This window comes from Nocardiopsis sp. CC223A (genome assembly GCF_030766825.1).
Classification (GTDB): domain Bacteria; phylum Actinomycetota; class Actinomycetes; order Streptosporangiales; family Streptosporangiaceae; genus Nocardiopsis.
On the sequence record NZ_JASFDV010000003.1, the window covers coordinates 87,557 to 111,404 of the forward strand.

General features: G+C 72.4%; 20 protein-coding genes. 12 read left to right on the forward strand and 8 right to left on the reverse strand.

Going from position 1 to position 23,848, the window contains the following annotated elements; genetic code table 11:
* Nucleotides 1–243: 243 nt before the first annotated feature.
* From QJS33_RS02180 to QJS33_RS02190, 3 genes are all read left to right on the forward strand, one after another.
* Entirely contained in the window at nt 244–414 is a 171-nt protein-coding gene (locus QJS33_RS02180) for an FXSXX-COOH protein (protein WP_306366130.1), read from the forward strand.
* A gap of 191 nt (nt 415–605) precedes the next feature.
* Nucleotides 606–2,534, forward strand: coding sequence for a lipopolysaccharide assembly protein LapB (locus QJS33_RS02185; RefSeq protein WP_306366131.1), 1,929 nt, complete (start codon nt 606–608; stop codon nt 2,532–2,534).
* Complete coding sequence (locus tag QJS33_RS02190; RefSeq protein ID WP_306366132.1) at nt 2,531–3,112, forward strand: hypothetical protein; 582 nt, start codon at nt 2,531–2,533, stop codon at nt 3,110–3,112. Before QJS33_RS02185 ends, QJS33_RS02190 begins: the two co-directional genes overlap by 4 nt.
* Here the strand turns inward: QJS33_RS02190 and QJS33_RS02195 are convergent.
* The 3 genes from QJS33_RS02195 to QJS33_RS02205 all read right to left on the reverse strand — a co-directional run bounded on the left by QJS33_RS02195 (nt 3,021) and on the right by QJS33_RS02205 (nt 6,784).
* Nucleotides 3,021–4,358, reverse strand: coding sequence for an MFS transporter (locus QJS33_RS02195; RefSeq protein ID WP_306366133.1), 1,338 nt, complete (start codon nt 4,356–4,358; stop codon nt 3,021–3,023). The two genes, QJS33_RS02190 and QJS33_RS02195, sit on opposite strands and share 92 nt — an antisense overlap.
* A 241-nt stretch (nt 4,359–4,599) precedes the next feature.
* Nucleotides 4,600–5,433 carry an RNA ligase family protein gene (locus QJS33_RS02200; protein ID WP_306366134.1) on the reverse strand — a complete coding sequence of 278 codons (834 nt, stop codon included), beginning with the start codon at nt 5,431–5,433 and terminating at the stop codon, nt 4,600–4,602.
* Nucleotides 5,434–5,497: 64 nt separating this feature from the next.
* On the reverse strand, nt 5,498–6,784 hold the full coding sequence (locus tag QJS33_RS02205) for a DUF2786 domain-containing protein (protein ID WP_306366135.1): 1,287 nt from the start codon (nt 6,782–6,784) through the stop codon (nt 5,498–5,500).
* 427 nt (nt 6,785–7,211) lie between these two features.
* Here QJS33_RS02205 and QJS33_RS02210 point away from each other — a divergent pair, with 427 nt between their 5' ends.
* Nucleotides 7,212–8,714, forward strand: coding sequence for a cytochrome P450 (locus tag QJS33_RS02210; protein WP_306366136.1), 1,503 nt, complete (start codon nt 7,212–7,214; stop codon nt 8,712–8,714).
* 52 nt (nt 8,715–8,766) lie between these two features.
* On the opposite strand, the gene QJS33_RS02215 is transcribed toward QJS33_RS02210, so the two are convergent.
* The 3 genes from QJS33_RS02215 to QJS33_RS02225 are packed head-to-tail and all read right to left on the reverse strand — an operon-like array spanning nt 8,767 to nt 11,632.
* On the reverse strand, nt 8,767–9,408 hold the full coding sequence (locus tag QJS33_RS02215; protein ID WP_306366137.1) for a lactate utilization protein C: 642 nt from the start codon (nt 9,406–9,408) through the stop codon (nt 8,767–8,769).
* Nucleotides 9,405–10,844, reverse strand: coding sequence for a lactate utilization protein B (locus QJS33_RS02220; RefSeq protein ID WP_306366138.1), 1,440 nt, complete (start codon nt 10,842–10,844; stop codon nt 9,405–9,407). Before QJS33_RS02220 ends, QJS33_RS02215 begins: the two co-directional genes overlap by 4 nt.
* Nucleotides 10,841–11,632 carry a (Fe-S)-binding protein gene (locus tag QJS33_RS02225; RefSeq protein WP_306366139.1) on the reverse strand — a complete coding sequence of 264 codons (792 nt, stop codon included), beginning with the start codon at nt 11,630–11,632 and terminating at the stop codon, nt 10,841–10,843. The genes QJS33_RS02220 and QJS33_RS02225 overlap by 4 nt, the downstream gene beginning before the upstream one ends.
* 221 nt (nt 11,633–11,853) lie before the next feature.
* Here QJS33_RS02225 and QJS33_RS02230 point away from each other — a divergent pair, with 221 nt between their 5' ends.
* Nucleotides 11,854–12,567, forward strand: coding sequence for a FadR/GntR family transcriptional regulator (locus tag QJS33_RS02230; protein WP_306366140.1), 714 nt, complete (start codon nt 11,854–11,856; stop codon nt 12,565–12,567).
* A gap of 14 nt (nt 12,568–12,581) precedes the next feature.
* On the opposite strand, the gene QJS33_RS02235 is transcribed toward QJS33_RS02230, so the two are convergent.
* Nucleotides 12,582–12,902, reverse strand: coding sequence for a hypothetical protein (locus QJS33_RS02235; RefSeq protein WP_306366141.1), 321 nt, complete (start codon nt 12,900–12,902; stop codon nt 12,582–12,584).
* A 178-nt stretch (nt 12,903–13,080) separates the two neighbouring features.
* Here QJS33_RS02235 and QJS33_RS02240 point away from each other — a divergent pair, with 178 nt between their 5' ends.
* The 7 genes from QJS33_RS02240 (at nt 13,081) to QJS33_RS02270 (ending at nt 23,229) form a co-directional block, all read left to right on the forward strand.
* A complete protein-coding gene (locus QJS33_RS02240) occupies nt 13,081–13,920 on the forward strand; it encodes an ion transporter (RefSeq protein ID WP_306366142.1) in 840 nt (279 codons plus the stop codon).
* A gap of 184 nt (nt 13,921–14,104) precedes the next feature.
* Nucleotides 14,105–15,793, forward strand: coding sequence for a glucose-6-phosphate isomerase (pgi, locus tag QJS33_RS02245; RefSeq protein ID WP_306366143.1), 1,689 nt, complete (start codon nt 14,105–14,107; stop codon nt 15,791–15,793).
* A 137-nt stretch (nt 15,794–15,930) separates the two neighbouring features.
* Nucleotides 15,931–16,707, forward strand: a complete 777-nt coding sequence (locus QJS33_RS02250) for a tyrosine-protein phosphatase (protein ID WP_306366144.1) — start codon at nt 15,931–15,933, stop codon at nt 16,705–16,707.
* Nucleotides 16,708–17,208: 501 nt separating this feature from the next.
* Nucleotides 17,209–18,234, forward strand: coding sequence for an ABC transporter permease (locus tag QJS33_RS02255; RefSeq protein ID WP_306366145.1), 1,026 nt, complete (start codon nt 17,209–17,211; stop codon nt 18,232–18,234).
* Nucleotides 18,235–18,436: 202 nt separating this feature from the next.
* A complete protein-coding gene (locus tag QJS33_RS02260) occupies nt 18,437–20,149 on the forward strand; it encodes an ABC transporter substrate-binding protein (RefSeq protein ID WP_306366188.1) in 1,713 nt (570 codons plus the stop codon).
* 221 nt (nt 20,150–20,370) lie between these two features.
* Nucleotides 20,371–21,381: an ABC transporter permease gene (locus QJS33_RS02265; RefSeq protein WP_306366146.1), complete on the forward strand. Its 1,011-nt coding sequence runs from the start codon at nt 20,371–20,373 to the stop codon at nt 21,379–21,381.
* 54 nt (nt 21,382–21,435) lie between these two features.
* Entirely contained in the window at nt 21,436–23,229 is a 1,794-nt protein-coding gene (locus QJS33_RS02270; RefSeq protein WP_306366147.1) for an ABC transporter ATP-binding protein, read from the forward strand.
* On the opposite strand, the gene QJS33_RS02275 is transcribed toward QJS33_RS02270, so the two are convergent.
* Nucleotides 23,147–23,665, reverse strand: a complete 519-nt coding sequence (locus QJS33_RS02275; protein ID WP_306366148.1) for a sporulation protein — start codon at nt 23,663–23,665, stop codon at nt 23,147–23,149. The genes QJS33_RS02270 and QJS33_RS02275 overlap by 83 nt on opposite strands.
* Nucleotides 23,666–23,848: the final 183 nt, after the last annotated feature.

The following is a 23,848-nucleotide window of genomic DNA, read 5'->3' on the forward strand; positions in this document are numbered from 1 at the left end:
TTATCCTCCGGATTCACATATGTCACACCGGAAACTTCTCTTCTGATTCCGGTTTGGGGCGGGTCGTGGTTCGGTCGTTCCGATTCCCGGCGTATTGCTGAAGACAGGTGGACTTCAGGGTAGGACATCGACTACTGGAAGGACAGTGGGGAAGAGGGCTGGAAAGTTCACGGGAAGCACGCGACAATGGTTTCCGAAAGTCGTCGAACATCGCACTTGCCCAGGTGCGGGGAAGAGTGGACGGTGAGAATCCAGGAACCGGTCGGGTACCTGCCCGAGGTCCCCATCTCGGGATGGACCTTGCACGACGTGGACGCCTTCGGTGAGTCCGCCATCGCCGCCGCCCTGCGGACGATCCTCGACCCCGACGGGGCGGACGGCGAAGCCGTGGCCGCCTTCGAGAACGACAAGTAGGGGACGCGGCCCGCGCTCCGGGGCGGTGCCGGGCGGGCGGCCATGAGGATTCCGGTCCCGGCGCCTCCGGTCGGGGCGCCGGATTTCCGCGCGGGGACCGTTCCGGTCCACGGGATCGGCCGACCGGGATCGGCCCCCCGCTTCGCCCGGCTGCCTCCGGTGTTCTGTTCTCACTGGTCAGGGGTCATTCCATGAAACGATCCGGCATTGATCCGGAGAAGTCCCCCGGGCCGTTCATCGGTTCGCGGCCTTTCCGTGCCCGGGACCGTCTTTTCTTTCACGGGCGTGAGAAAGAGGTCGCGGAACTCGTCTCCGCGTGGCGGGGCCACCACCTCACCGTCCTGCACGGCGACACGGGGGTCGGCAAGACCTCCCTGCTGCACGCGGGTGCCGTTCCCGCGATCACCGATCGGGCCGGTGAGGTCCTGGCCGACGGCGGCTGGCGGTGGTCGGACGCGGGCCTTCCGGCGGCCGTCCTGCCCGACCAGAACCCCTGCACCCGCGCGCTGGTCTCCTCCTGGGACCCCGACGGTCCGCCCGGCCGCTCCGTCGCGGACCTGGTCCGCGCCCGGACCCGCACCGACCGCTACGGCCTCCCGGTCCCGGTGTTCGCCGTCGTGGACCGGCTCGAATTCCTCCTGCGCCCCGGGGGCGCGGACGAACAGAACCGACGCGACCTGCTGGAGGAGCTGTTCTCCTGCCTGGAGGAACCGGGGGAGATGCGCCTGCTGCTCTGCGTGCGCGCCGACCACTGGGACGAACTGCGCGGCCTGCTCGACAAGCACGCCCTGCGGTTCGCCGAGGTCGCCCTGGGGCCGCTCTCGGTCGGGGCGGCGGCCGACGCCGTCGACCGCTCCCTGGAACGCGTGGGGCACCGGCTGGATCCGGGGCAGGGGCGGCTGCTCGCCCGGACACTGGCCATCGCCGCCCCGGGAGGGGACGGCAGCGGTGGGACCGTGGACCCGGGGCTGCTCCAGATCGCCGGACGGGCGATGTGGGAGGACCGCGCCGACCGGGACCGGTCCCTCAGCGGTGATCCGGCCGCCGACACCGACCGGGCCCTGCGCGCCCACACGGCCCGTGTCCTGGCCGAGTCGGCGGTCGAATGCCTGCTGTCCCCGCGTGCGCTGTGCGGCTGGCTCGACCGCGTCCTGGCGTCGGGGGACCAGGGGGTCCGGCCCTTCCGCGGCGGCGAGAACGCCGCCCGCGCGCTCCAGGACCGGCACCTCCTCACCCGGCACCACGCCGACGGCGCCTACGTGGTGCGGCATCCCCGCCTGGTCGGGCCCCTGGCCTCCCCGGACCGCCTCCCCGAGATCCTCCGCGACGCCGGCGCGCACTTCTCCTTCGCGTGCCGCAACCGGGAGCGGGGCGATCTCCCGGTGGCCCGGGAACACGCGCGCAGGGCCCTGGCGGCCCAACCGCCGCCCCGGTCCGGCGGGCGCGCCCGGATCGTCTCCCTGCTCGGCGACCTGGCCTTCCAGGAGGGGGACCTCCCCTCCGCGGCCCGCTTGTACCAGGAGGCGGCCGGTCTGTGGGCCTCCGCGGGGGAGGGCACGGCCGTGGGGTACGCCCTGGTCGCGCAGGCCCGCTGCCTGCTCCTGGTCCGGAACCGGACCGCCGCACTGAACGTCCTGGGGGCCTCGGCCGGCCGGGCGGGCACCGACCCCGGGTTGCAGACGGGTCTGGGCCAGGCCCTGTGGCACGCGGGCCAGGCCGAGTCGGCCCTGGACGTCCTGGACCGGGTGCTGGCCCGCGACGCGGCCAGCACCGAGGCCCGCCGGACCCGGGGCGAGATCCTCGCCGACCAGGGGGCGGCCGCCTCCGCGCTGCGCGACCTGGAGCGCCTGCGGACCCCGGACAGCCCGTCCACCCGGACCGCCCGGGCCCTGGCCCAGGCCACCCTCGCCGGTGTCGGCACCTGGTCGGAGGAACTGGACGAGGCCCTGGCCCGGGCCTCCGACAACGGTCCGGTACTGCTGCGCGCGGCCCGGGTGCGCCGCCTGAGCGGGGACCGCGACCTCGCCGCCCGGCTGGCGGCCCGCGCGGTCCAGGCGCACCATCCGCCCCTGCCGCCGCACCAGGTGTCCGCCGCCGCCCGGCTGTCGGAGGAGGGGTGACGGGGGTCCCGGCCCAGCTGTTCGATCCGACCGTGCTCGTCGCGCTCATCACGGGGGTGACCACCGCGACGGCCACCATCACCGCCTCGGCCGTCACCGGGGGCCGTGCGGTCAAGGCGGAGCGCGAGCGGGCCCGACACGCCCTGGAGGCCGAGCGTGCCCGCTGGGAGCGGGAGGACCTGGACCGCGGAGCGGAGTCCTTCGCGCAGCGGGTCGACGACGTCCGCAGCACGGTGCTGCGCTTCAACGTGACCGCCCTGTGGATCCTGCACGTCCGCAGGGCGGGGCCCTCGGGGCAGGGCCGGGACGACCTGGTCGGACTGCTGGAGCGGCTGCCTGACGAGGTGTTCGCCGCGCTCACCGCCGTCGAGCGGCTGCGGACGGCCCTGCCCGAGCGGGAACGCGCACTCGCCGCGGAGCTGGCAGAGCAGGTGGAGGGGGTCTCGACCCGGGTGATCTCGCGGGAGCACATCACCCCCGACGAGATCAGGGAAGGGCCGGACGCGGCGCTGCGGCGCCTGCTGAACGCGGTCTCCCCGCCGCCCCCGACCGTTCCAGAGCGGGGAGCAGGAGCGTGACGGCCAGCGCGATCACCCCGACCCCGGCCAGCAGGATCACGGAGGTGGCCCGCGGGGACAGGTACTCCAGCAGGTAGCCGCCGCACACCATGCCCAGGGGCAGGGCGCCGCTGGTGAAGACCCGGTCGGTGCCGATGACCCGGCCCAGGAGCCGCCGGGGGACGCGCAGAGCGCGGTAGGTGCCGCGTGTGACGTTGATGTGGGCGCCGACGAACCCGATGGTCCCCCAGGTCAGGGGCAGCCCCAGCATGAGCCAGCGCGGGTCCAGGCTCAGGGCCAGGACCAGCACGGCCAGGGACAGCGACCAGGTCCACACGCACAGGACCACCATGCGCGGCGCCGAGAACCTGTTCACCAGGTGCGGCGCCAGGACCGAGCCGAGCAGCCCCCCGATCCCGGTGGCCGCCAGGATCACGCCGATGAGGTGGGGCGGCAGCCCCCGGTCGGTGGCCACCAGCATGATGACCAGCCACACCACCTGGAACACGGCGTTGGTGACGGCGCACACCACGAGCGTCAGCGTCAGCACGTGATCGCGGAGCAGCAGGGCCAGGCCGGCGGAGAACTCGCGGACCAGGGAGGGGCGCCGGCCGGGTGCGGGTTCGTCCTCCGGGCGCATCCCGCGCGGCAGGAGGACGGTCCCCGCCAGCACGCACAGCGATACGACGGCGTTGGACAGCACGGGCGCCCACGCCGCCAGCCCGAACAGGAACCCGCCCAGGGGGCGTCCGATCATCTGGGTGCCGTGGACGTGCGCCTCGTTCTTGGCGGAGGCGGCGGCGAGTTCGCTCCGGGGCACCAGGCAGGGGACGGCGATGGCCGCCGCCGCCTCGAACAGCGTCGAGCAGACCGCGTGCAGTGCCGTCGCGGCGGCGAGCAGGTGGACCGGCGCCGACCACAGGACCACCGGGGCCACCAGCAGGGCGATGACCACCAGGCGTCCCGTCTGGGCGGTCAGCATCATCCGGCGCGGGTCCCCGCGGTCGGCCAGGACGCCCAGGGGCAGGTGCAGCACCAGGTTCGGCACCAGTCCCGCCGCGGCGATCCAGGCCGCCGCCACGGGCGACCCCGTCTGGGCGAGGGCGAGCAGCGGCACCATCAGGGTGAAGGTCATGGTGCCCAGGCCGTTGAGCGCCCCGCCGCTCCACAACAGGGCGAAGTGGCGCCGCCACAGGGGGCGGGCGCCGGTGTCGTCGGGGACGGGAAGCGGTGCCGCGGTGCGGGTCCGGGCGGTCACCCCGTCCATGCGGAAGTCTTGCGCATGGCCTCGGAAGGAAGTCGACGTCGTTGTCCGACGGCGGTCGGGGATCCGGTGGCATCCCCGGGGCACCGTCTTTTCCTACCTGCCTCGGTGGCCGGATGGGCCGTGAGGCGGCGCCGCGGCCGTGTGTCGTCCGTGCGGCGCCGCAGTGGGACGGCGACAGCTTAATGCGCTATGGGAGCGCATGTGAGCGCAACACGTCAACAGCCGATGAAGACGAGGGTCGTCAGGGCCCGGTGCCGACGAGGGTGAGGCGGTGGGCCTCGGTCGGGTCCGGGTGCTCCCAGCGGCCGACGAGGCGGTCGATGACGGCCGCCGGGACGGGGGCGGGGCGGCGGTCCAGGCGGGTGCACAGCACCCGGGGCGGGGCCTCCACGGCGGTGATCTCCACACGGGCCCCGTAGGCGGCGGCCAGGCCGGTGCAGCGGTCGCGCAGCGAGCGGGAGACGTTGGTGGCGTTCCAGACGAAGGACCGGTGCGCCCGCAGGTGCTCGCGGGCGCGCTCGTGGGCGTCGGCCAGGGCCTCGCGCCAGCGCGGGGTGCGGCAGGTGGAGGGGCCGACCAGGGCGGTGAGGTCGGCCAGCCGCTCCAGGGGGCCGGTGTGCAGGACGGGCACCGACGCGACGGGCAGTCCGGCCAGCATCTCCCGCCGCGCGGGGGTGTCCAGGAAGGCGCCGTCGCGGGTGTCGAGGATGTCGAACTCGCAGAACAGGTGGGGCAGGGCGTCGTAGTACACGGTGTGCTTGGCGTACATCCACTCGCCGTACAGCACGTACCGGTCGCCCAGCCGTTCGTGCAGGCGCGGGGCCAGGGTGGCGGCCCAGGCCTTGAACGGTGCGAACTGCCGCTCGCGCGGGCCGCCGGTCAGGTAGTGCCCGCGGCTCTGGAGGAGCAGTTCGCCCCCGGGGCCGAAGCCGATCCCGGCGTTGGCGCCGTCGAGTTTCTCCTCCACGACCAGGTGCCGTCCGGCGATGGCGGAGAAGGGGGCCGCGGACAGGTCCCGGTCGCCGGGTTGCAGGCGCGATCCGTGGATGTGCCGGGTCCGCGGGTACTTGTGCACGGGGACCGTTCTATCGGGGCACGGGGCCTGCCCGCCAAGGCTTTTCCGGGGCGGCGGCCACGGCTCAGCGGTCGGTGACGGGGCGGCGTGAGCCCAGGGAGGCGGCGTCTGCGGCGGCCCGTCCGGCGTTCCACCCGTCCTCGCTGTAGGGCCCGCGCATCCGTGAGTAGGTGAGCTCGCCGAACGCCTGCTCCACGGCCTTCTCCACCTCGCGCTCGCGGGCGGCGAACAGCGGTACCAGGTCGCGTCCGACCTCGGCCTGTGCGGCGTCGCGGGCGCTGCGGGCGGCCTCGGTGAGGCGTTCGCCCACGCGCACCGCGAACGCCGACATGAACGAGGACCGGAAGTCCTTGCCGGCCCGGCGCCCGGACCGGTCGCGCACCGAGCTGCCCGCCCGCATCGCGGTCTCCGCCTGCACGAGCAGGGAGGTGAACAGCAGGTCCACGGCGTCGACGTCGTCGGGGAAGCCCATGACGGTGCACGTCTCCAGCTCGCGGTGCCATACCGCCCGGCAGTGGTTGGCCTCGGCGACCTCGTGCAGCAGCACGGCCTTGGACTCGTCGTAGGGGGCGTCCACGGGCAGCCGCCGGGCGTACCCGGCCTCGGAGGACTCCGCTTCGTCGGCCTCCACCAGCGCCCGGTCGATGCTGTGCCGGGCCATGAGCTCCTGGGCGCGGGCGCTGAGCGCTTCGGCCTCCTCGGGGAACTCGGTGGACTCGGCCTTGGCCAGCAGGGCCCGGACCCGGGCGAGCTTGCCCCGGTCGACCCCGGTGTGCGCGCGGGAGGGGCGGACCCGGCCGGGGCGGTGGGAGCCGGGCACGTCCATGAGGCGTTGCAGGGGCGGCAGGGCGCGCAGCGCGGCCAGGGTGCGCAGCACCTGTTCGACCGCCTCGAAGCGCAGCAGGCCGTGGGCCCGCACCAGGTGTTCCAGCGGGTCGGTGACGGTGTCCAGGGCCCGCACCTGCGCGGCCCAGGCGGGGTCGACGGTCGCGGGGGAGTGCCGTTCCAGGTCGGCGGCGGCCGCGTGGGCGCCCACCGCGGCGGCGGCCGGGCCCAGCAGGCGGCCCAGGCGGCGCACGGCCTCGGCGGGCTGCCAGCCGCGTGCCCACACCGACCCGGCCGCGTCGCACAGGGCGGCGGTCAGGGCCTGTTCGGCGGCGCGGGCCCGGGCCGGGTCCTCGGTGTCGGCGAGCAGCGCCGCCGCCAGGTCGACGCCTCCGCCGCCGCGTCCGGTGACGAGGGCGTCGACGGCTTCGGTGACGATGTCGGCCGGCGGGGACGCGGGCGCGGGGCCGTCCCAGTCGGGTACGGCCCGCTCGCGCGGCGCACGCCGCTGCTTCCTGCTCCCCACCGGTGGCCCCCGTGTCCCGTCGTGCGTGGTCGGTGGACGATCCTACCGAGCGGCGCAGGTGCGCCCCGCACGTGAGGGAACGGAAATACCCGGGAAAAACATCCGGGTCGGCGTGTCCTCGGCTTTGCCGGGTAAAGGGATCCGTGTCACGCATTCACCCGCGGAAATACCCCGTCCGCCGTGCGGACCGCGGTGCGGGGCCCGACTCGCCCGGTCAGCGGTGGCTCCGTGCGTCCGCGTCCCCGGTGGCCGGAACGCCACCGTTGATCCGCTGAAACGCCGGACACGTGCCATACCTCTCAATCCGGTCTCGCCCCCGACCGGGGCCGAGTGTCGGTCGAGGAAAGGTGGAGCTTTCCTCGCGGAAGCATCCCGGAAACATCCCGGACCTAGCGTCTCCTGCATCCGCAGCCACCGAGGAGTCTCCATGCACCAGGGAACCGGTCCCACCGACCATGAGGGCACCGCGGCCGGAGGTGCGGCCCGCTGCCCCTACAGCGCGAACGGGGCCCTCGCGCTGCACCGGGGCGGGCGACTGCCCTGGCGGGAGCTGCGCGAACGCCACGGCGGGCTGGTCCCGGTGGAGCTGGGGCCGGGCGTCCCGGGCTGGCTCCTGCTGGGCTACAAGGAGAACCTCCAGGTCCTGCGGGACCAGACCCACTTCTCCGCGGACCCGCGCCCGTGGCACGCGGACGGGACGCCTGCGCGCAGCGAGGCGCTGGGCCACGACGGGCCCGGGCACCAGCGACTGCGGGCACCCATCGTGGACGCCCTGGCCAAGGTCGGCACCCCGCAGTTGGTGCCCGTCGTGGAACGCGCGGCGGTCCACCTGCTGGGCCGGGTCACCGCGGAGGGCGCGGCCGACCTCATCGGCCAGTACGCGGCCCCGCTGCCCGCACTGGTCCTCAACGAGCTGTTCGGCCTGCCCGACGAGTACGGCCGGATGCTCGCCGACATCGCCGAGCGGTCCTGGAGCGGTGACCCGCGGGAGACGGCGGCCGCCGCGCGGGCGGTGCGCGGCTACTTCCAGGGGCTGGTGGAGCGCAAGCGCCGCGAACCCGGCGGGGACCTGGTCGGCCATCTGCTGTCCCACCCCAACGCGCTCACCGACGACGAGGCGGTCGAGGCGCTGTCCCTGCTGTGGGAGTCCGGGCACGAGCCCACCACGCACCTGATCGGCAACGCCCTGCTCAAACTGCTGGAGGACCCCGGGGTGTGGACCGCCTACCTGGGCGGCACCCTCACCCCGGAGGACTTCGTCGACTACGTCATGTGGACCGACTCGCCCCTGCAACTGATGGCGGGCCGCTACTCCACCATGGACCTCCGGTTCGCGGGGGCGCACATCCGCCGGGGCGAACCCCTGCTGTTCGGACTGGCCTCGGCGCACACCGACCCGTCGGTGTCGCGGGGCGGCGACGCGATGGCCCTGGCCGGGAACCGGTCCCACCTGTCGTGGGGCGCGGGCGCGCACCGCTGCCCGGCCACCGCGTTCTCCCGGGAACTGGTGCGCACCGCCATCGACCTCGCCGTGGACCGGCTGCGCGGCATGGTGCTGGCGGTGGAGCCGGCCGACCTGCGGTGGCGGACCTCGCTTTCGGTGCACGGGCTGGAGGAGCTGCCGGTGTGGTTCACCGCCACCGGTGAGCGCGCCGAGCAGGACGATCGGAACCGGGAGCGCAAACCGGCGCGCACGTGGATCCGCCGCAAGCGCCGCCCCGCGGCGCAGGGCGCCCGCTACCAGGCGCCGCTGGCCGGGTCGGGCGAGGGGGACGGGGAGCGGGCCGAGACGGCGGTCGTCGCGGCCCGGCCCAGGAGGCAACGGACACCGCAGGGTGCGGGCGCCCGGTACCAGGCGCCCTTCGCGGAGAAGGAGGCGGCCCCCGACCCGCTGGACCGGCTGCTGGCGACCTGGCGCCCCCAGGGGTGAGCGGCCGCCGCACCGGCTCGGGTGCGTCCCCGACCCGGTGCGGCGGCCGTCCTCAGGGACCGGCCTCGACCAGCAGCACCTCCAGGGTGCGGGGGCCGTGCACCCCCTCCACCCGGTTCAGCTCGATGTCGCTGGTGGCCGACGGGCCGCTGATCCAGGTCAGCGGGCGGGACGGGTCGAGCAGGCGCACCGCCTGGGGAACCCCGTCCACGACCTGGTCGGCGCGCACCACGCACAGGTGGTAGTCGGGGACCAGGGAGATGGCGCGCCGCCCCTGGTCGGGGCCGCCGTCCAGCACGATCGTCCCGGTCTCGGCGATCGCGACCGCGCACGCGGTGACCACCCCGTCGGCGGCGTCCAGCTCGTGCACCGCCAGGGGGGCCTCCCGCGAGTCGGTCCGGGGCTCGACGCCGACCTGTGCCGTCCACTCCCCGGGCAGCCCCGGGGGCACCACCACGCGGCGGGCGCCGCGCCGGGCCAGGGCCGCGGCCACCTCCGCGCCGATCCGGTCGGCGGGCACCCGGCGCACCAGCGCCCTGTAGTCGACCAAGCGGTCCTGGAGCACCTCCAGGGTGGGGCCGACCGCGTGGGAGTCCAGGTAGGTCCGTTCCCGCGGGCGGTGCACCGGCTCGTCGTCGGGCACGTCGGCCAGCGCGGCCCGCACCCGGGCCAGGATCGTTTCCCTGGCGCTCATCGGCCCTCCTCCTGTGCGCCGTCGCGCCCGTTCCACCAGCGGCGGAACGACTCCGCCGGGACGTCCGGGACGTCGCGCGTGTCGGTCCAGGCCCCGGCGGGTCCGGGCAGGTGCCGGGGGACCAGGCCGCGGCCCAGGCCGGCGGCGCGCTGGACCGCGCCCAGGGTCCGGGAGGAGGAGAACACCGTCTCCGCCCCCGCCATCAGAGCCTTCTCGCCCGCGTGGCCCTTGCGTCCGGCGACCTCCTCGCGCAGGTGCACCAGCACCTCGGGGATGTCGATGGCGACCGGGCACACCTCGTAGCAGGCGCCGCACAGCGAGGACGCGTACGGCAGGGCCCGGTCGACCTCCGACCCCGTCCCGCGCAGTTGCGGGGTGAGGATCGCACCGATCGGCCCCGGGTAGACCGAGCCGTAGGAGTGGCCGCCGGTGCGCTCGTAGACCGGGCAGGTGTTCAGGCAGGCCGAGCAACGGATGCAGCGCAGTGCCTGGCGGCCCACGGTGTCGGCCAGCACGTCGGTGCGGCCGTTGTCGAGCAGCACCAGGTGGAACTCCCGGGGGCCGTCGCCCGGGGTCACCCCGGTCCAGGTCGAGGTGTAGGGGTTCATCCGCTCACCCGTGGAGGAGCGCGGCAGCAGCTGCATGAACACCTCCAGGTCGTTCCAGGTCGGAACGATCTTCTCGATGCCCACCACCGAGATGAGGGTCTGCGGCAGGGTCAGGCACATGCGCCCGTTGCCCTCCGACTCCAGCACCACGAGCGTTCCGGAGTCGGCCACCGCGAAGTTGGCGCCCGAGACGGCGGTGCGGGTGCGCAGGAACCGCTCGCGCAGGTGCGTCCGGGCGGCCTCGGCCAGCGCCCGCGGGTCGTCGGTCAGCCCGGGCGGGGCGGGTGTGCCCCACTCGGCCATCTGCTCCAGGAAGATCTCGCGGATCTGGGAGCGGCCCAGGTGGATGGCGGGCACCAGGATGTGCGAGGGCAGGTCGTCGCCCAGCTGCACGATCAGCTCGGCCAGGTCGGTCTCGTAGGCGGTGATGCCCGCGGCCTCCAGGGCGTTGTTGAGCTCGATCTCCTGGGTGGCCATGGACTTGACCTTGACCACGTCGGTCTCGCCGGTGGCCTGCACCAGGCCGGTGACGATCCGGTTGGCCTCGGCGGCGTCGCGGGCCCAGTGGACGTGCCCGCCCGCGCGGGTGACCGACTCCTCCAGCTGCTCCAGGTAGTGGTCGAGGTGGCGCAGGGTGCGGTTCTTGATCTCGGCGCCCTCGGCGCGCAGCCGGGCCCAGTCGTCGCCCAGTTCGTCCACCACCAGGCCGCGCTTGTCGCGGATGGTGCGGGTGGCCCTGCGCAGGTTGTAGCGCAGCCGCGAGTCCTGCACGGCGGTGCGGGCCGCCTCGGGGAAGGGCGGCATGCCCAGGAACGTGGCGCTGCTCATCGGGCCGCACCCTCCTTTTCCGTTCCGGCCTTTGCGGCCCGTTCGGTCCCGGCGCCCTCGAAGTCCTTCTCGGTGCTCGCCAGGATCTCGGCTATGTGGGCGACCCTCATCCCGGCGCGCTGGCGCGAGAGGATGCCGCCGATGTGCATCAGGCAGGAGTTGTCCACGGCGCACAGCACCTCGGCGCCGGTCTCCAGGGCGTGACGGGCCTTGTCGGCGCCCATGGCGGAGGAGACGTCGCCGTTCTTGACCGCGAACGTGCCGCCGAACCCGCAGCACTCGGTGGCCCCGGGCAGTTCGACCAGCTCCAGGCCGCGTACCGCGCGCAGCAGCTCGTAGGGGCGGTCGCCCAGGCCGAGCATGCGCAGCCCGTGGCAGGTGGGGTGGTAGACGACCCGGTGCGGGTAGTAGGCGCCCACGTCGGTGACGCCCAGGACGTCCACGAGGAACTCGGTGAGGTCGTACACGCGCGGGGTCAGGGCCGCGACCTTGCGGGACAGGCGACTGCCGCGGCCGCCCAGGCGCGGGTAGTTGTCGCGGATCATCGCCGCACAGGAGCCGGAGGGCACCACGACCGCGTCGGCGTCCTCGAAGGTGCGCACGAACCGTACGGCGAGCCTGCCCGCGGGGCGGCGGTAGCCGGTGTTGTAGTGCATCTGCCCGCAGCAGGTCTGGTCCCGGGGGAAGACGACCTCGTGGCCGAGCCGCTCCAGGAGGTGCACCACGGCCCGGCCGGTGTCGGGGAAGAGCGTGTCGTTGACACAGGTGATGAACAGTGCGATCCGCATGGGCCTCCTTCGCGCCGCGCCGGACCGGCGGGCGGCCTGCTCGCCACAAGCCTCTTAGTGGTCAGACCACTTTGACACACGCGAACAAAAAAGGGCAAGAACCGGGGCTTTCATCCCTGTACCGAGGAGGCGATGGGGTGAATTGGTATGATCACTTGCCCGGGGTGGTCGATGAGGCGCGTCCCCGACACGGGAACTCACGAGGAGCAGAGGGGTGTTGCATGGACGACCGGACCTCGGTCACCCAGCGGGCCGTCGAGCGCATCAAGGAGATGATCTCCTCCGGTGAGGTCGGCCCCGGCCAGCGCCTGCCCACCGAACGCGACCTCGCCGCCCGCCTGGACATCTCCCGCAGCTCCATGCGCGAGGCCATCCGCTCCCTCACCACCCTGGGCGTCCTGGAGGCCCGCCACGGGGCCGGGGTCTACGTCACCGCACTGCGCCCCGCCGACCTGCTGGAGACCTTCTCCGTCCTGGCCGAGGTCTCCCGCGGCGACACCCTCCTGGAGGTCCTCCAGGTCCGCCGGATGCTCGAACCCGCCGCCACCGCCCTGGCCGCCGCCCGCGCCACCGACGCCGACCTGGTCCGCATCGGCGCGCTCCTGGACCGGATCGACGGCGCCCCCGCCACCGCGGCCGAGACGGTCACCGCCGACCTGGGCTTCCACCAGGCCATCGTCGCCAGCACCGGCAACGCCACCCTGGCCGCCGTCAACCAGGGCCTGTCCTCGCGGACCTTCAACGCCCGGGTGTGGGCAGGGCACCGCGAGGCCGGGTTCACCGACGAACTGCGCGAGGACCACCGGCGCATCCACGAGGCCCTGGTGGCCCGCGACCCCGACGCCGCCCGCGCCGCCGCCACCGTCCACGTCATGCGGGTGGAGCGCTGGCTCGCCGCCGACCTGGCCGACCGCACGGAGCACCCCGGCGCCTGAACCGCGGCGGCCCCTCACACACCGCGTTCGCGCAGCCGATCGGCGAACTCCTCGGCCCGCAGCACCCGGGCCAGCTCCTCGCGCCGGGGCCCGGGCGCCCTGTCGTCCTGCGGCTCGGGCACCTGCTCGGCGACCTCCCGGCGCAGCTCGTCGCCGATCCCCAGGGAACCGCGGTCCCGGATCTCCTCGATCCGCAGGCCGTGGGGGTGGTCGAGCAGGTACTCGGCCACCGCGCTGTCCTGGTCCGGGGCGCCCACGTCCATGTCGGCGTCCACGTCGTCGATGTCCTCGAACTCCCAGCGCTCCCCGTCCGACTCCTCGGTTGCTTCGGCCACGGGCGTCCCCCTCACCCTCGGTCATCCCCTACTTTCCGATCATGCCTGGTCGAGGCGGCGTATTCCAGTGCCGGAACGGACAGACCAGGGCAAGGAGGAGAACAGTGTCCGTTACGGACGGTAGGCTTTTTCGACCCGCACCCCCGACCTTTCCCCCAGGAACGGAGCCCCCTGTCCCGTGACACTGCGCCAACGGGTCCGCACGATCGTCGACGCCTCCTGGTTCCAGGGCGGCGTCGTCACCCTCATCCTCGTCAACGGCGTCATCCTCGGTGTGGAGACCTCACCGCGGATCATGGAGGAGCACGGGAGGCTCCTGCACGGCATCGACCTGTGCATCCTGGCGCTGTTCGTGGTCGAACTGCTGTTGCGGATCTACGCCCACCGGGCCGAGTTCTTCCGCGACCCGTGGAGCTGGTTCGACATGGTGATCGTGGGCATCGCCCTGATGCCCACCTCCGGGCCGTTCGCCGTCCTGCGGGTGCTGCGCGTGCTGCGGGTCCTGCGGTTGCTCTCGGTCATCCCCAGCCTGCGCCACGTGGTCGCCGGGCTGTTCCGGGCGCTGCCCGGCATGCTGTCGATCCTGTTCCTGGTCGTCCTGCTGCTGTACGTGGCGGCGGTGATGGCCACGCGGCTGTTCGCCGACGTGTCCCCCCAGTACTTCGGGGACCTGCCCACCTCGCTGTTCACCCTGTTCCAGATCGCCACCGCCGACGGGTGGGGCACCATCGCCAAGGACGTCATGGCGCACATGCCGATGGCGTGGATCTTCTTCGTCGTCTTCGTGCTGGTGTCGACGCTGGTCGCCTTGAACCTGTTCATCGCGGTGGCGGTGGAGGCGCTGGAGAAGGACGACGACCGGCCCGGGGGCGATGGCGAGGAGCCGGTCGGCGGCGGCCGGTCCGCCCCCGACGGGGAGGGACCCGACGGGCAGCGCCTCATCCTCGCCGAGCTGCGCGCCCTGCGCGCCGAGGTGGCGCGGCTGCGCCGCGAACGCGAAGAGGTCGGCCGGGGCTGACCCCGTCCCGTTCTGCCGGGACACGGAACAAGGCCGCCGGGGCCGGGGTTGTGGAAAACGCCGCGTCCGCCCGCGGACGTGGCAAGGTGGTCTTCACAGCCGCGGCACGGACGTGCCGGCACGGATCCGAGCCCCGTGCCGCCCGCCGCGCACCTGGACCTTACGGACGACGAGGAGCGACCGGATGTCTGCCACACCCCTCCCCCGCACAGAGGACACCGGAGAACGGGCCGGGGCGGCCCCGGCCCTGGACCGCCGGGACGAGTGGGCGGCCCTGGGCGAGCACCGCGAACAACTGGCCGGCACCCACCTGCGCGACCTGTTCGAGGCCGACCCCGCCCGCGCCGACCGGCTCACCCTCGACGTCGGCGGCCTGCACGTCGACTACTCCAAGAACCTCGTCACCGACGAGACCCTGCGCCTGCTGGCCGACCTGGCCGGGGCCACCCGGGTCGCCGAACTGCGCGACGCCATGCTGCGCGGCGACCACGTCAACCTCACCGAGGACCGGGCCGTGCTGCACACCGCGCTGCGCGCCCCCCGCTCGGCGGTCATCGAGGTGGACGGCCGCAACGTGGTCCCCGAGGTGCACGAGGTCCTGGACCGGATGTCGGAGTTCGCCGACCGGGTCCGGGCACGGCGCTGGCTCGGCCACACCGGACAGCCGGTGCGGCGGGTCGTCAACATCGGCATCGGCGGCTCCGACCTGGGCCCGGCCATGGCCTATGAGGCGCTGCGGCCCTACAGCGACCGGGGCCTGGAGTTCCGGTTCGTGTCCAACGTCGACGGTGCCGACCTGCACGAGGCACTGGTGGACGCCGACCCCGCCACGACCCTGTTCGTGATCTCCTCCAAGACCTTCACCACGATCGAGACCATCACCAACGCCAACGCCGCCCGCCGGTGGCTGGTGGAGGGACTGGGCACGGAGGAGGCCGTCTCCCGGCACTTCGTGGCGGTCTCCACCAACGCCGAGGAGGTGGCCCGGTTCGGGATCGACACCGGGCACATGTTCGGCTTCTGGGACTGGGTGGGCGGCCGCTACTCCTACGACTCGGCCATCGGCCTGTCGCTGATGATCGCCATCGGCCCGGAGCGGTTCCGGGAGATGCTCGCCGGGTTCCACCTGATGGACACCCACTTCGCGACGGCGCCGGTCGAGCGCAACCTGCCGTTCCTGCTGGGGCTGCTCGGCATCTGGTACGGCGGGTTCTGGGCGGCCGAGAGCCACGCGGTGCTGCCCTACAGCCACCACATGTCCCGCTTCGCCGCCTATCTCCAGCAGCTGGACATGGAGTCCAACGGCAAGTCGGTGCAGCGCGACGGGCGGCCGGTCGGCTGGGCGACCGGGCCGATCGTGTGGGGCACCCCGGGCACCAACGGCCAGCACGCGTACTTCCAGCTGCTGCACCAGGGCACCCGGTTCGTGCCCGCCGACCTCATCGGGTTCGCCGAGCCGGCCCCCGACCTGCCCAAGGCGCTGGTGCCCCAGCACGATCTGCTGATGGCCAACATGTTCGCCCAGGGGCAGGCGCTGGCCTTCGGCAAGACCGCCGGGGAGGTCGCCGAGGAGGGGGTTCCGGCCGGGCTGGTCCCGCACCGCACCTTCGCCGGGAACCGCCCCACCACGACGATCCTGGCCGAGCGGCTCAGCCCGTCGGTGCTGGGGCAGCTGGTGGCCCTGTACGAGCACAAGGTGTTCGTCCAGGGGGCGGTCTGGAACATCAACTCCTTCGACCAGTGGGGTGTGCAGCTGGGCAAGGTGCTGGCCAAGCGGGTCGAGCCGGCGCTGACCGAGGGGGCGCGGGTGGAGGGGCTGGACGCCTCCACGGCCGGGCTGGTGGCCCGGTACCGCACCCTGCGCGGACGCTGACCGGTTCCGGGCCCGGCCCGCGTGGCCGGGCCGGTGGTCCGATACCGCATCCTCCGCTCCCGGGAGAACGCCCGACGCAACGGGACAGGGACCAAGGAACTTTTCTTCTTCCGTGGGAGGAGGTATCCCTGGCGTTCATGAGCGATGGCAGACAGGTCACCTGGGAAGGGTTCTTCAACACCCGTGACCTCGGCGGCCTTCCCACCCGTCACGGCCGAACCACCCGTCCCGGGGCCTTCATCAGATCCGCTGATCTGCGTTTCGTCACCGTCCAGGGGTGGCGGGCCGCCTACGACGCCGGTGTGCGCACCGTCGTGGACCTGCGCAACCCGGACGAGGTCCGACCGGCCCCGGGCGAAGGCCTCACCAGCCGGGGCGGGTCCGCCGCGTTCCCCGCAGAATCGGCCCAGACGCCCCTCCCACCTGGGATGAGGCGTCTGGAGGTGCCCTTGGACGATGTCGAGGACGTCGAGTTCTGGAAGGACATCGACCGCAGGCGGCTGAACGGGAGCCCGCTTTACTTCCGGCCCTTTCTCGACCGCAAAGCCGAACGATGCGCCGCGGCGATCACCGCTCTGGCACGGTCCGGGCCCGGCGGAGTCCTGTTCCACTGCGGAGCCGGGCGCGACCGCACCGGCCTGGTCACCCTGCTGCTGCTCGCCCTGGCCGATGTCGACGCCGACGCGATAGCCGATGACTACGAACTCTCCACCACCGCACTCGGGCCTCTCTTCGCTGCGATGGGGAAGGAGGACCAAGGGCCGGTGATCGAGTCTTTACTGGCCGAGCGCGGACTGACACTGCGCGGAAGTGTCCTGGACGTCCTCAAGGATCTGGACGCGCGGGCCTACCTCCTGGCAGCGGGGGTCATCGAGGAAGACCTCGCCCGAGTCAGGGCTCGGCTCCTGGACTGATCGAACCTTTCAAAGAACCTTCGTTTTCTGAAGCTCTCGGCGGGCGGGCTCCGGAACCCGTCCGGAGCCTTCGAGAACCCCTCTAGAAACCGGTGGTGTTCAAGAACCCCCGCCGGCCGTTCTCCGCGAGGACCGGGGACATGGACCCGTTCCCGGGCCCGCTCGCGGCCGAACCGGTCGTGCCCACCGAGATCCGCAACGGTTCGGTGCCCGTTCCGCTGACACCCCCGGGTTCCGGCACTGATCTTGTGGACTGATCGCGAAGAGTCACGAGGGCCGTAGTCCTGGAACGCACAGGAACTCCGTTCGACTCCCGTCGCACCCGAGCTCTCGAACCCCAACTCGTGACGGACCGTCACCGCACCACAAGATCAGTGCCAGAACCCACCCCCGTGCTCGCCGCCGGTTCCGGCGCGGATGTTGGAAATCGGCACGCCACTCGTGCAAGCTCTACGTAGTCGATCTACTACGTAAAGCGATATGCGGGGGGCAGGGCCACACATGACCGCGCCGATGGACGCGCCCGAGTCGTCCCAACACGCCGAACCCGAAGCGGTGATCGCGGGGGCGAAGAACGCCGCCGGCCGTTCGCTGCGCCAGATCGCCTGGCAGCGGTTCCGCAAGGACAAGGTCGGCATGGCCGGCGGGATCGTCGTCATCCTGCTCATCCTCGTCGCGATCTTCGCCCCGCTGCTGACCGCCTGGTTCGGCTACCCGCCCAACCAGTTCAACCAGCAGCTCGTCGACCCCCTGACCGGCGGGGTCCTGCTCGACCCCGAGAACCCCGCCCTGGGCCTGGACCCGTGGGGCGGGATCAGCCCCGACCACCTCCTGGGCGTCGAACCCGTCAACGGCCGCGACCTGTTCAGCCGCATCGTCTACGGCGCCCGCACCTCGCTGCTGGTCGCCACCGTCGCCACCGTCGTGTGCGTCGTCATCGGCACCGTCCTGGGCGTCGTCGCCGGGTACTTCGGCGGCTGGATCGACACCGTCATCAGCCGGGCCATGGACATCTTCCTGGCCTTCCCGCTGCTGCTCTTCGCCATCGCCCTGGTCGGCGTCATCCCCGACGGGGCCTTCGGCCTCACCGGCAACGGGCTGCGCATCGGCGTGCTGATCTTCATCATCGGGTTCTTCAACTGGCCCTACATCGGGCGCATCGTGCGCGGGCAGACCCTCACCCTCAAGGAACGCGAGTTCGTCGAGGCCGCCCGCAGCCTGGGCGCGGGCAGCGCCCACATCGTGTTCAAGGAGATCCTGCCCAACCTCGTCACCCCGATCCTGGTCTACTCCACCCTGCTCATCCCCACGAACATCCTGTTCGAGGCGGCCCTGAGCTTCCTGGGAGTGGGCATCAACCCGCCCACGGCCACCTGGGGCGGCATGCTGGAGAACGCGCTGCGCTTCTACACGACATCGCCGCACTTCGTGATCATCCCGGGTCTGGCCATCTTCGTCACCGTGCTGGCGTTCAACCTGTTCGGCGACGGCCTGCGCGACGCCTTCGACCCGCGCTCCTCCGACTGACCTCCCCCGCCGGCCGCCGCCCGTCCGGGGCGGACCGGCTCCGGGCCGTGCATCGTTCACGGCCCCGCCCGGCAACCGATCCCGGTTCCCGCAGCAACACGATCCTGGAGGCAAGGTGAACACCCACCACCACGGCACACCCCGGGCACCCCGGGGGCGCCGGTACACGGCCCCCGCGGCCGTCGGCACGGTCCTGGCCCTGATGCTGACCGCGTGCGGCGGCGGAGGCGGAGGCGGCGGCGGAGGGGAGGTGGACGCCGAGTTCAACCAGGCCGAGACGGAGATGGTCAACCCGTCCGACCAGACCGGCGGCACCCTGCGGTACGCCATCTCCTCGGACTTCGACTCCCCGGACCCGGGCAACACCTACTACGCGTTCAGCTGGAACTTCACCCGCTACTACGCGCGCACCCTGCTCACCTACACCGAGGCCCCGGGGGAGGAGGGCACCGAGCTCCAGCCCGACCTGGCCGAGGAGATGCCCGAGGCCAACGAGGACTCCACGGAGTGGACCGTCCGCATCAAGCCGGGGCTGCTGTACGAGGACGGGACGGAGATCACCGCCCAGGACATCAAGTACGCGATCGCCCGCAGCAACTTCGGCGACCAGGCCCTGCCCAACGGCCCCAAGTACTTCCAGCAGCTGCTCGCGGACAGCGAGGACTACGAGGGGCCCTACGCCACCGACGGGGACCCGCTGGAGGGCTTCGACGGCATCGAGACGCCGGACGACCACACCCTGGTCTTCCACCTCAACGAGAGCTTCTCGGAGTTCCCGTACGTCCTCATCCAGCCGCAGACCGCGCCGGTGCCGCCCGACGCCGACCGCGGTGAGCAGTACCAGAGCCAGGTGGTCTCCTCCGGTCCGTACAAGTTCGACGGCGAGTACCGGCCCGGCGTGTCCCTGAACCTGGTCCGCAACGACCAGTGGGACGCCGCCACCGATCCCACCCGCCGGGCGCTGCCCGACCGCATCGAGGTGCAGCTGGGCGTCGACCAGAACGAGATCGACCAGCGCCTGGTCAACGGCGAACTCGACGTGGACCTGGCCGGTGTCGGTGTGGGGCCGGCGATGCGCGGCACCCTCATCACCGACGAGGCCCGGCGCGCCAGTGTCGACAACCCGCAGACCAACACCCTGCGCTACGTCAACATCAACACCGTGGTCGAACCGCTGAACGACCTGGCCTGCCGCGAAGCGGTCATGTTCGCCGCCGACCGGGACGCTCTGCACCGCGCCTGGGGCGGTGACACCGGCGGTGACATCGCGACCCAGATCATGCCCTCGGCGCTGCCCGGCGCCGACCCGAGCATCGACCTGTACCCGTCCGAGGACGACAAGGGCGACCTGGACATGGCCCGGCAGAAGCTGGAGGAGTGCGGGCAGCCCGACGGGTTCTCCACCTCCATCGGCGCCCGCGCCGACCGGCCCTCGGACGTGAGCACCGCCGAGGCCGTCCAGCAGGCGCTGGCCCGGGTCGGCATCGAGGTCGAGATCAAGCAGTACCCGTCCGACACCTACACCAACACCCAGGCCGGTTCCCCGGACTTCGTCCACGAGAACGACCTGGGGCTGACGGTGTACGGCTGGGCCCCGGACTGGGCCAGCGGCTACGGGTTCATGAGCAAGATCCTGGACGGCGACGCCATCCAGGACGCGGGCAACTCGAACATCTCCGAGTTCGACGACGACCAGGTCAACGACTGGTTCGACGAGGTCGTCACGATCGAGGACCCCGACGAGCGCGCCTCGATCTACACGCAGATCGATGAGCGGTCCATGGAGCAGGCGGTCATCCTGCCCGCGGTGTTCGAGCGGACCGTGATGTACCGGCCGCCGAACCTGACCAACGTGTACTACCACGCGGGCTACAGCATGTACGACTACATGTCGTTGGGCACCACCGACAGCTGACGGTGACCCGCACGGGGGCGGTGACCTGCGGCGACGCCGGTCACCGCCCCACCTGTGCCCGGGGCTCCCGCGTCGCCCGGCGCTCGGGGGCCGGGTACACGCCGCACTGCCAAGCGTGATCATTTAAATACACTGCGTTATCTTGGTCGTCTCAGGCCGAAACTTCGCGCCCCTGCCGATTCCCCTTCCAGGGCGGGCCCGACGACAGAAAGACACGCGCCTTGCTGACCTACATCCTGCGCCGTCTGGGCGCCGGTCTGCTGCTCCTGGCCGTGGTCACCATGGTCACCTTCGGCATCTTCTACGTGGTGCCCAAGTGGGCCGGGCGGACCACCGAGCAGCTGGCGACCATGTACGTGGGACGGGCGCCCACCCCCGAGGCGATCCAGGCGACCATCGACCGGCTGGGACTGGACAAGCCGGTCATCGTGCAGTTCGGCGAGTTCGTGCGCGGGATCTTCTTCGGCGCCGAGTACCAGTTCGGCCGGGACACCATCGAGTGCTCCGCGCCCTGCTTCGGCTACTCCTTCCAGACCTACCAGGAGGTCTTCCCCGAGATCGTGTCCCGGCTGCCGGTCACGTTCTCACTGGCCCTGGGCGCGGGCATCATCTGGCTGGTCGGCGGCATCGCCGTCGGCGTGATCTCGGCGGTGTGGAAGGGCAGCCTCTTCGACCGGATCGCGATGGCGATCGCCCTGGCCGGCGTCTCCCTGCCGATCTTCTTCACCGGCCTGCTGGTGCTGGCCTTCCCGGTGCACGCCTGGGGCTGGTTCCAGACCCCGCGCTACGTCCCCCTCACCCAGGACCCGCTGGGCTGGGCCGCGGGCATGTTCCTCCCGTGGCTGACCCTGGCGTTCCTGCACGCCGCCATGTACGCCCGCCAGACGCGCGCGGGCATGCTGGAGGTGCTGGGCGAGGACTACATCCGCACCGCGCGCGCCAAGGGGCTGAGCGAGCACAAGGTGGTGCTCAAGCACGCCCTGCGGCCCACCCTGACGCCGATCGTGACGATCTTCGGCCTGGACCTGGGCCTGGTCCTGGGCGGCGCGGTCCTGACCGAGCAGGTGTTCTCCCTCAACGGCATCGGACGCTACGCGGTGAACGCCATCACCCAGAGCGACCTGCCCGTGATCTTGGGCGTGACCCTGTTCGGCGCGTTCTTCATCGTTCTGTGCAACCTGATCGTCGACCTGATCTACCCGCTGATCGACCCGCGCGTGCGGGTCCACTAGCGGACCGTCTCCCCGTATCCACGATCCCGGACCCAGAGAGCAGAGGCCTCTCCTATGAGCGAATCCGCACCCGAACCCGTCGTCCGGGTGGACGACCTGCGGGTGGCGTTCCCGACCCTGGACGGCCGGATCCAGGCGGTGGACGGACTGTCCTTCGAGGTGTCCGCCGGGGGAGGGCTGGGCATCGTGGGCGAGTCGGGCTCGGGCAAGAGCGTGACCTCGCTGGCCCTGATGGGCCTGCACCGCGGCAGCCGGGCCGACATCACCGGCACCATCGAGGTGGCCGGGCAGGACGTCAACAAGCTGACCGACAAGCAGTTGCGGGCGATGCGCGGCAACGACATCGCGATGGTCTTCCAGGACCCGATGCAGTCGCTGCACCCGCAGTACACCATCGGCGACCAGTTGGTCGAGGCATTGCGCGTGCATCGGCCGGACGTGTCCAGGGCGGAGGCCCGCAAGCACGCGGTCGAGGCGCTGGACCGGGTGGGGATCCCCTTCCCGGGCAAGCGGATCAACTCCTATCCGCACGAGTTCTCCGGTGGTATGCGCCAGCGTGTGGTGATCGCGATGGGGCTGATGTGCGATCCCAAGGTGCTGCTGGCCGACGAGCCGACCACGGCGCTGGACGTGACGGTGCAGGCGCGCATCCTGGACCTGCTGGACGAGCTGCGCCGGGACCTGGGCATGGCGCTGATCCTGGTCTCGCACGACCTGGCGGTGGTGGCGGGTTCGGTGGACGAGGTCGTGGTGATGCGGCACGGGGTGGCGGTGGAGCGCGGTGACGTGCGCACGGTGCTGTCCGAGCCCGAGCACCCCTACACCCGGGCGCTGCTGGCCGCGGTGCCGCGGGTGGAGGTCTCCCGGGCCCAGCGCCGCGCCCAGGACCGCGCCGACCGGGCCGAACGCGAACGCGGGGAGCAGCGCGCCGCCGGGGCGGCCACCGAGGAGGCCCCGGCACAGGAGGAGTTCGCCGCGTTCGCCCCCCAGGAGCCGGAGGGTGAGCGGGAGGTCCTGCTCAAGGCCTCGGGGGTGGGTCAGCGCTTCAAGGTGCGCGGCGGGCTGTGGGGGCGTTCCACCGACTTCTGGGCCGTCAAGGGCGTCTCCTTCGACCTGTACAAGGGCGAGACGCTGGGCATCGTGGGCGAGTCCGGCTCGGGCAAGAGCACGCTGTCGCGGATGGTCATGCGCCTGCTGGAGCCCACCGAGGGCCGCATCGAGTTCGAGGGCGAGGACATCACCCACATCGCCGAACGCCGGATGCGTCCGCTGCGCCGGGACGTGCAGATGGTGTTCCAGAACCCGTACTCGTCGCTGAACCCGCGGGTCACCGTGGGCGACGCGATCGGCACGGCGCTGCGGGTGCAGGGCGAGCGCGACACCAGGAAGATCAAGCGCGAGGTGCAGGAGCTGCTGGACCGGGTGGGGCTGGAACCGAGCCACTACAACCGGTTCCCGCACGCGTTCTCCGGCGGCCAGCGCCAGCGGATCGCGATCGCGCGGGCGCTGATCCTCAAGCCCAAGCTGATCATCTGCGACGAGCCGGTGTCGGCGCTGGACGTGTCCACCCAGGACCAGGTGCTGCGGCTGCTGTCGGAGCTCCAGGACGACTTCGGGCTGACCTACATCTTCGTCGCCCACGACCTGGCGGTGGTGCGCCAGGTCAGCGACCGCGTCGCGGTGATGCGCAAGGGCGAGGTGGTGGAGCTGGGCGACAGCGACTCCATCTACGAGGACCCGCAGAGCGAGTACACCCGCCAACTGCTCAACGCCGCCCCCGTGCTCGACCCGGACCAGGCGCGCGAGCTGCGTGCGGAGCGGGTCCGCGAGCGCGCCGGGGAGGCCTGAGCCGGGTCCCGGCCGGGGCGGCGCCCCGGCCGGGACCACCGGTCGGAAGAGGTCGCGGCGCCCGGCCGGGGCGTCGATCCACCGGTCCGGTTCCCGGCGCCGGTCCGTCGCGGCGGCCTGCTCGTGGGTGACGCCGAAGCTCGTGAAGGTGTCGCGCCCCTCGGTGACTCGAAGCGTTGCCCCGGGACCAGGCGGGTCCGCCCGGCCGGACCCGGTGGAACTCCGTGTGGGAGGTGACCTCGCCGTCACCGGACTCGGACTCGACCGCGGCCTGTGGGCCCGCGGTGGGTTCTTCGACCTCTCGCTCGACGTCCCCGCCCTCGACCGGCACGGTGCCGCGCACCGTGCCGCCGGGGCGGGTCGAGGCCGAGTCCGGGTGGGTCTCGACCGCGGCCCCGCCGAAACCGATACCGGCGAGCAGACGCCTGAGAACCATGGGCCTTTCCCGTTCCGCCCCGGCGGTGCCCGTCCGGGCGGGGTGCTCGGGAGTGTTCGGGCGCGGGGGAGCGGCACCCTCGGGGACACGGACGCCCGGAGGCGGGTCCCGGTTCGGTCATGTCCCGTCGAGTGGTGTGAGAACACCGGCTGTCCGGACGAGGACGAGTCGCCGACCGGAGCG

Bases quoted from the DNA above. Each gene is read 5' to 3' on its own strand.
- QJS33_RS02185 (WP_306366131.1), top strand. From the start codon at position 606: ATGAAACGATCCGGCATTGATCCGGAGAAGTCCCCCGGGCCGTTCATC.
- QJS33_RS02195 (WP_306366133.1), bottom strand. From the start codon at position 4,358: ATGGACGGGGTGACCGCCCGGACCCGCACCGCGGCACCGCTTCCCGTC.
- QJS33_RS02210 (WP_306366136.1), top strand. From the start codon at position 7,212: ATGCACCAGGGAACCGGTCCCACCGACCATGAGGGCACCGCGGCCGGA.
- QJS33_RS02215 (WP_306366137.1), bottom strand. From the start codon at position 9,408: ATGAGCGCCAGGGAAACGATCCTGGCCCGGGTGCGGGCCGCGCTGGCC.
- QJS33_RS02220 (WP_306366138.1), bottom strand. From the start codon at position 10,844: ATGAGCAGCGCCACGTTCCTGGGCATGCCGCCCTTCCCCGAGGCGGCC.
- QJS33_RS02225 (WP_306366139.1), bottom strand. From the start codon at position 11,632: ATGCGGATCGCACTGTTCATCACCTGTGTCAACGACACGCTCTTCCCC.
- QJS33_RS02230 (WP_306366140.1), top strand. From the start codon at position 11,854: ATGGACGACCGGACCTCGGTCACCCAGCGGGCCGTCGAGCGCATCAAG.
- pgi (WP_306366143.1), top strand. From the start codon at position 14,105: ATGTCTGCCACACCCCTCCCCCGCACAGAGGACACCGGAGAACGGGCC.
- QJS33_RS02250 (WP_306366144.1), top strand. From the start codon at position 15,931: ATGAGCGATGGCAGACAGGTCACCTGGGAAGGGTTCTTCAACACCCGT.
- QJS33_RS02255 (WP_306366145.1), top strand. From the start codon at position 17,209: ATGACCGCGCCGATGGACGCGCCCGAGTCGTCCCAACACGCCGAACCC.
- QJS33_RS02260 (WP_306366188.1), top strand. From the start codon at position 18,437: ATGCTGACCGCGTGCGGCGGCGGAGGCGGAGGCGGCGGCGGAGGGGAG.
- QJS33_RS02270 (WP_306366147.1), top strand. From the start codon at position 21,436: ATGAGCGAATCCGCACCCGAACCCGTCGTCCGGGTGGACGACCTGCGG.
- QJS33_RS02275 (WP_306366148.1), bottom strand. From the start codon at position 23,665: ATGGTTCTCAGGCGTCTGCTCGCCGGTATCGGTTTCGGCGGGGCCGCG.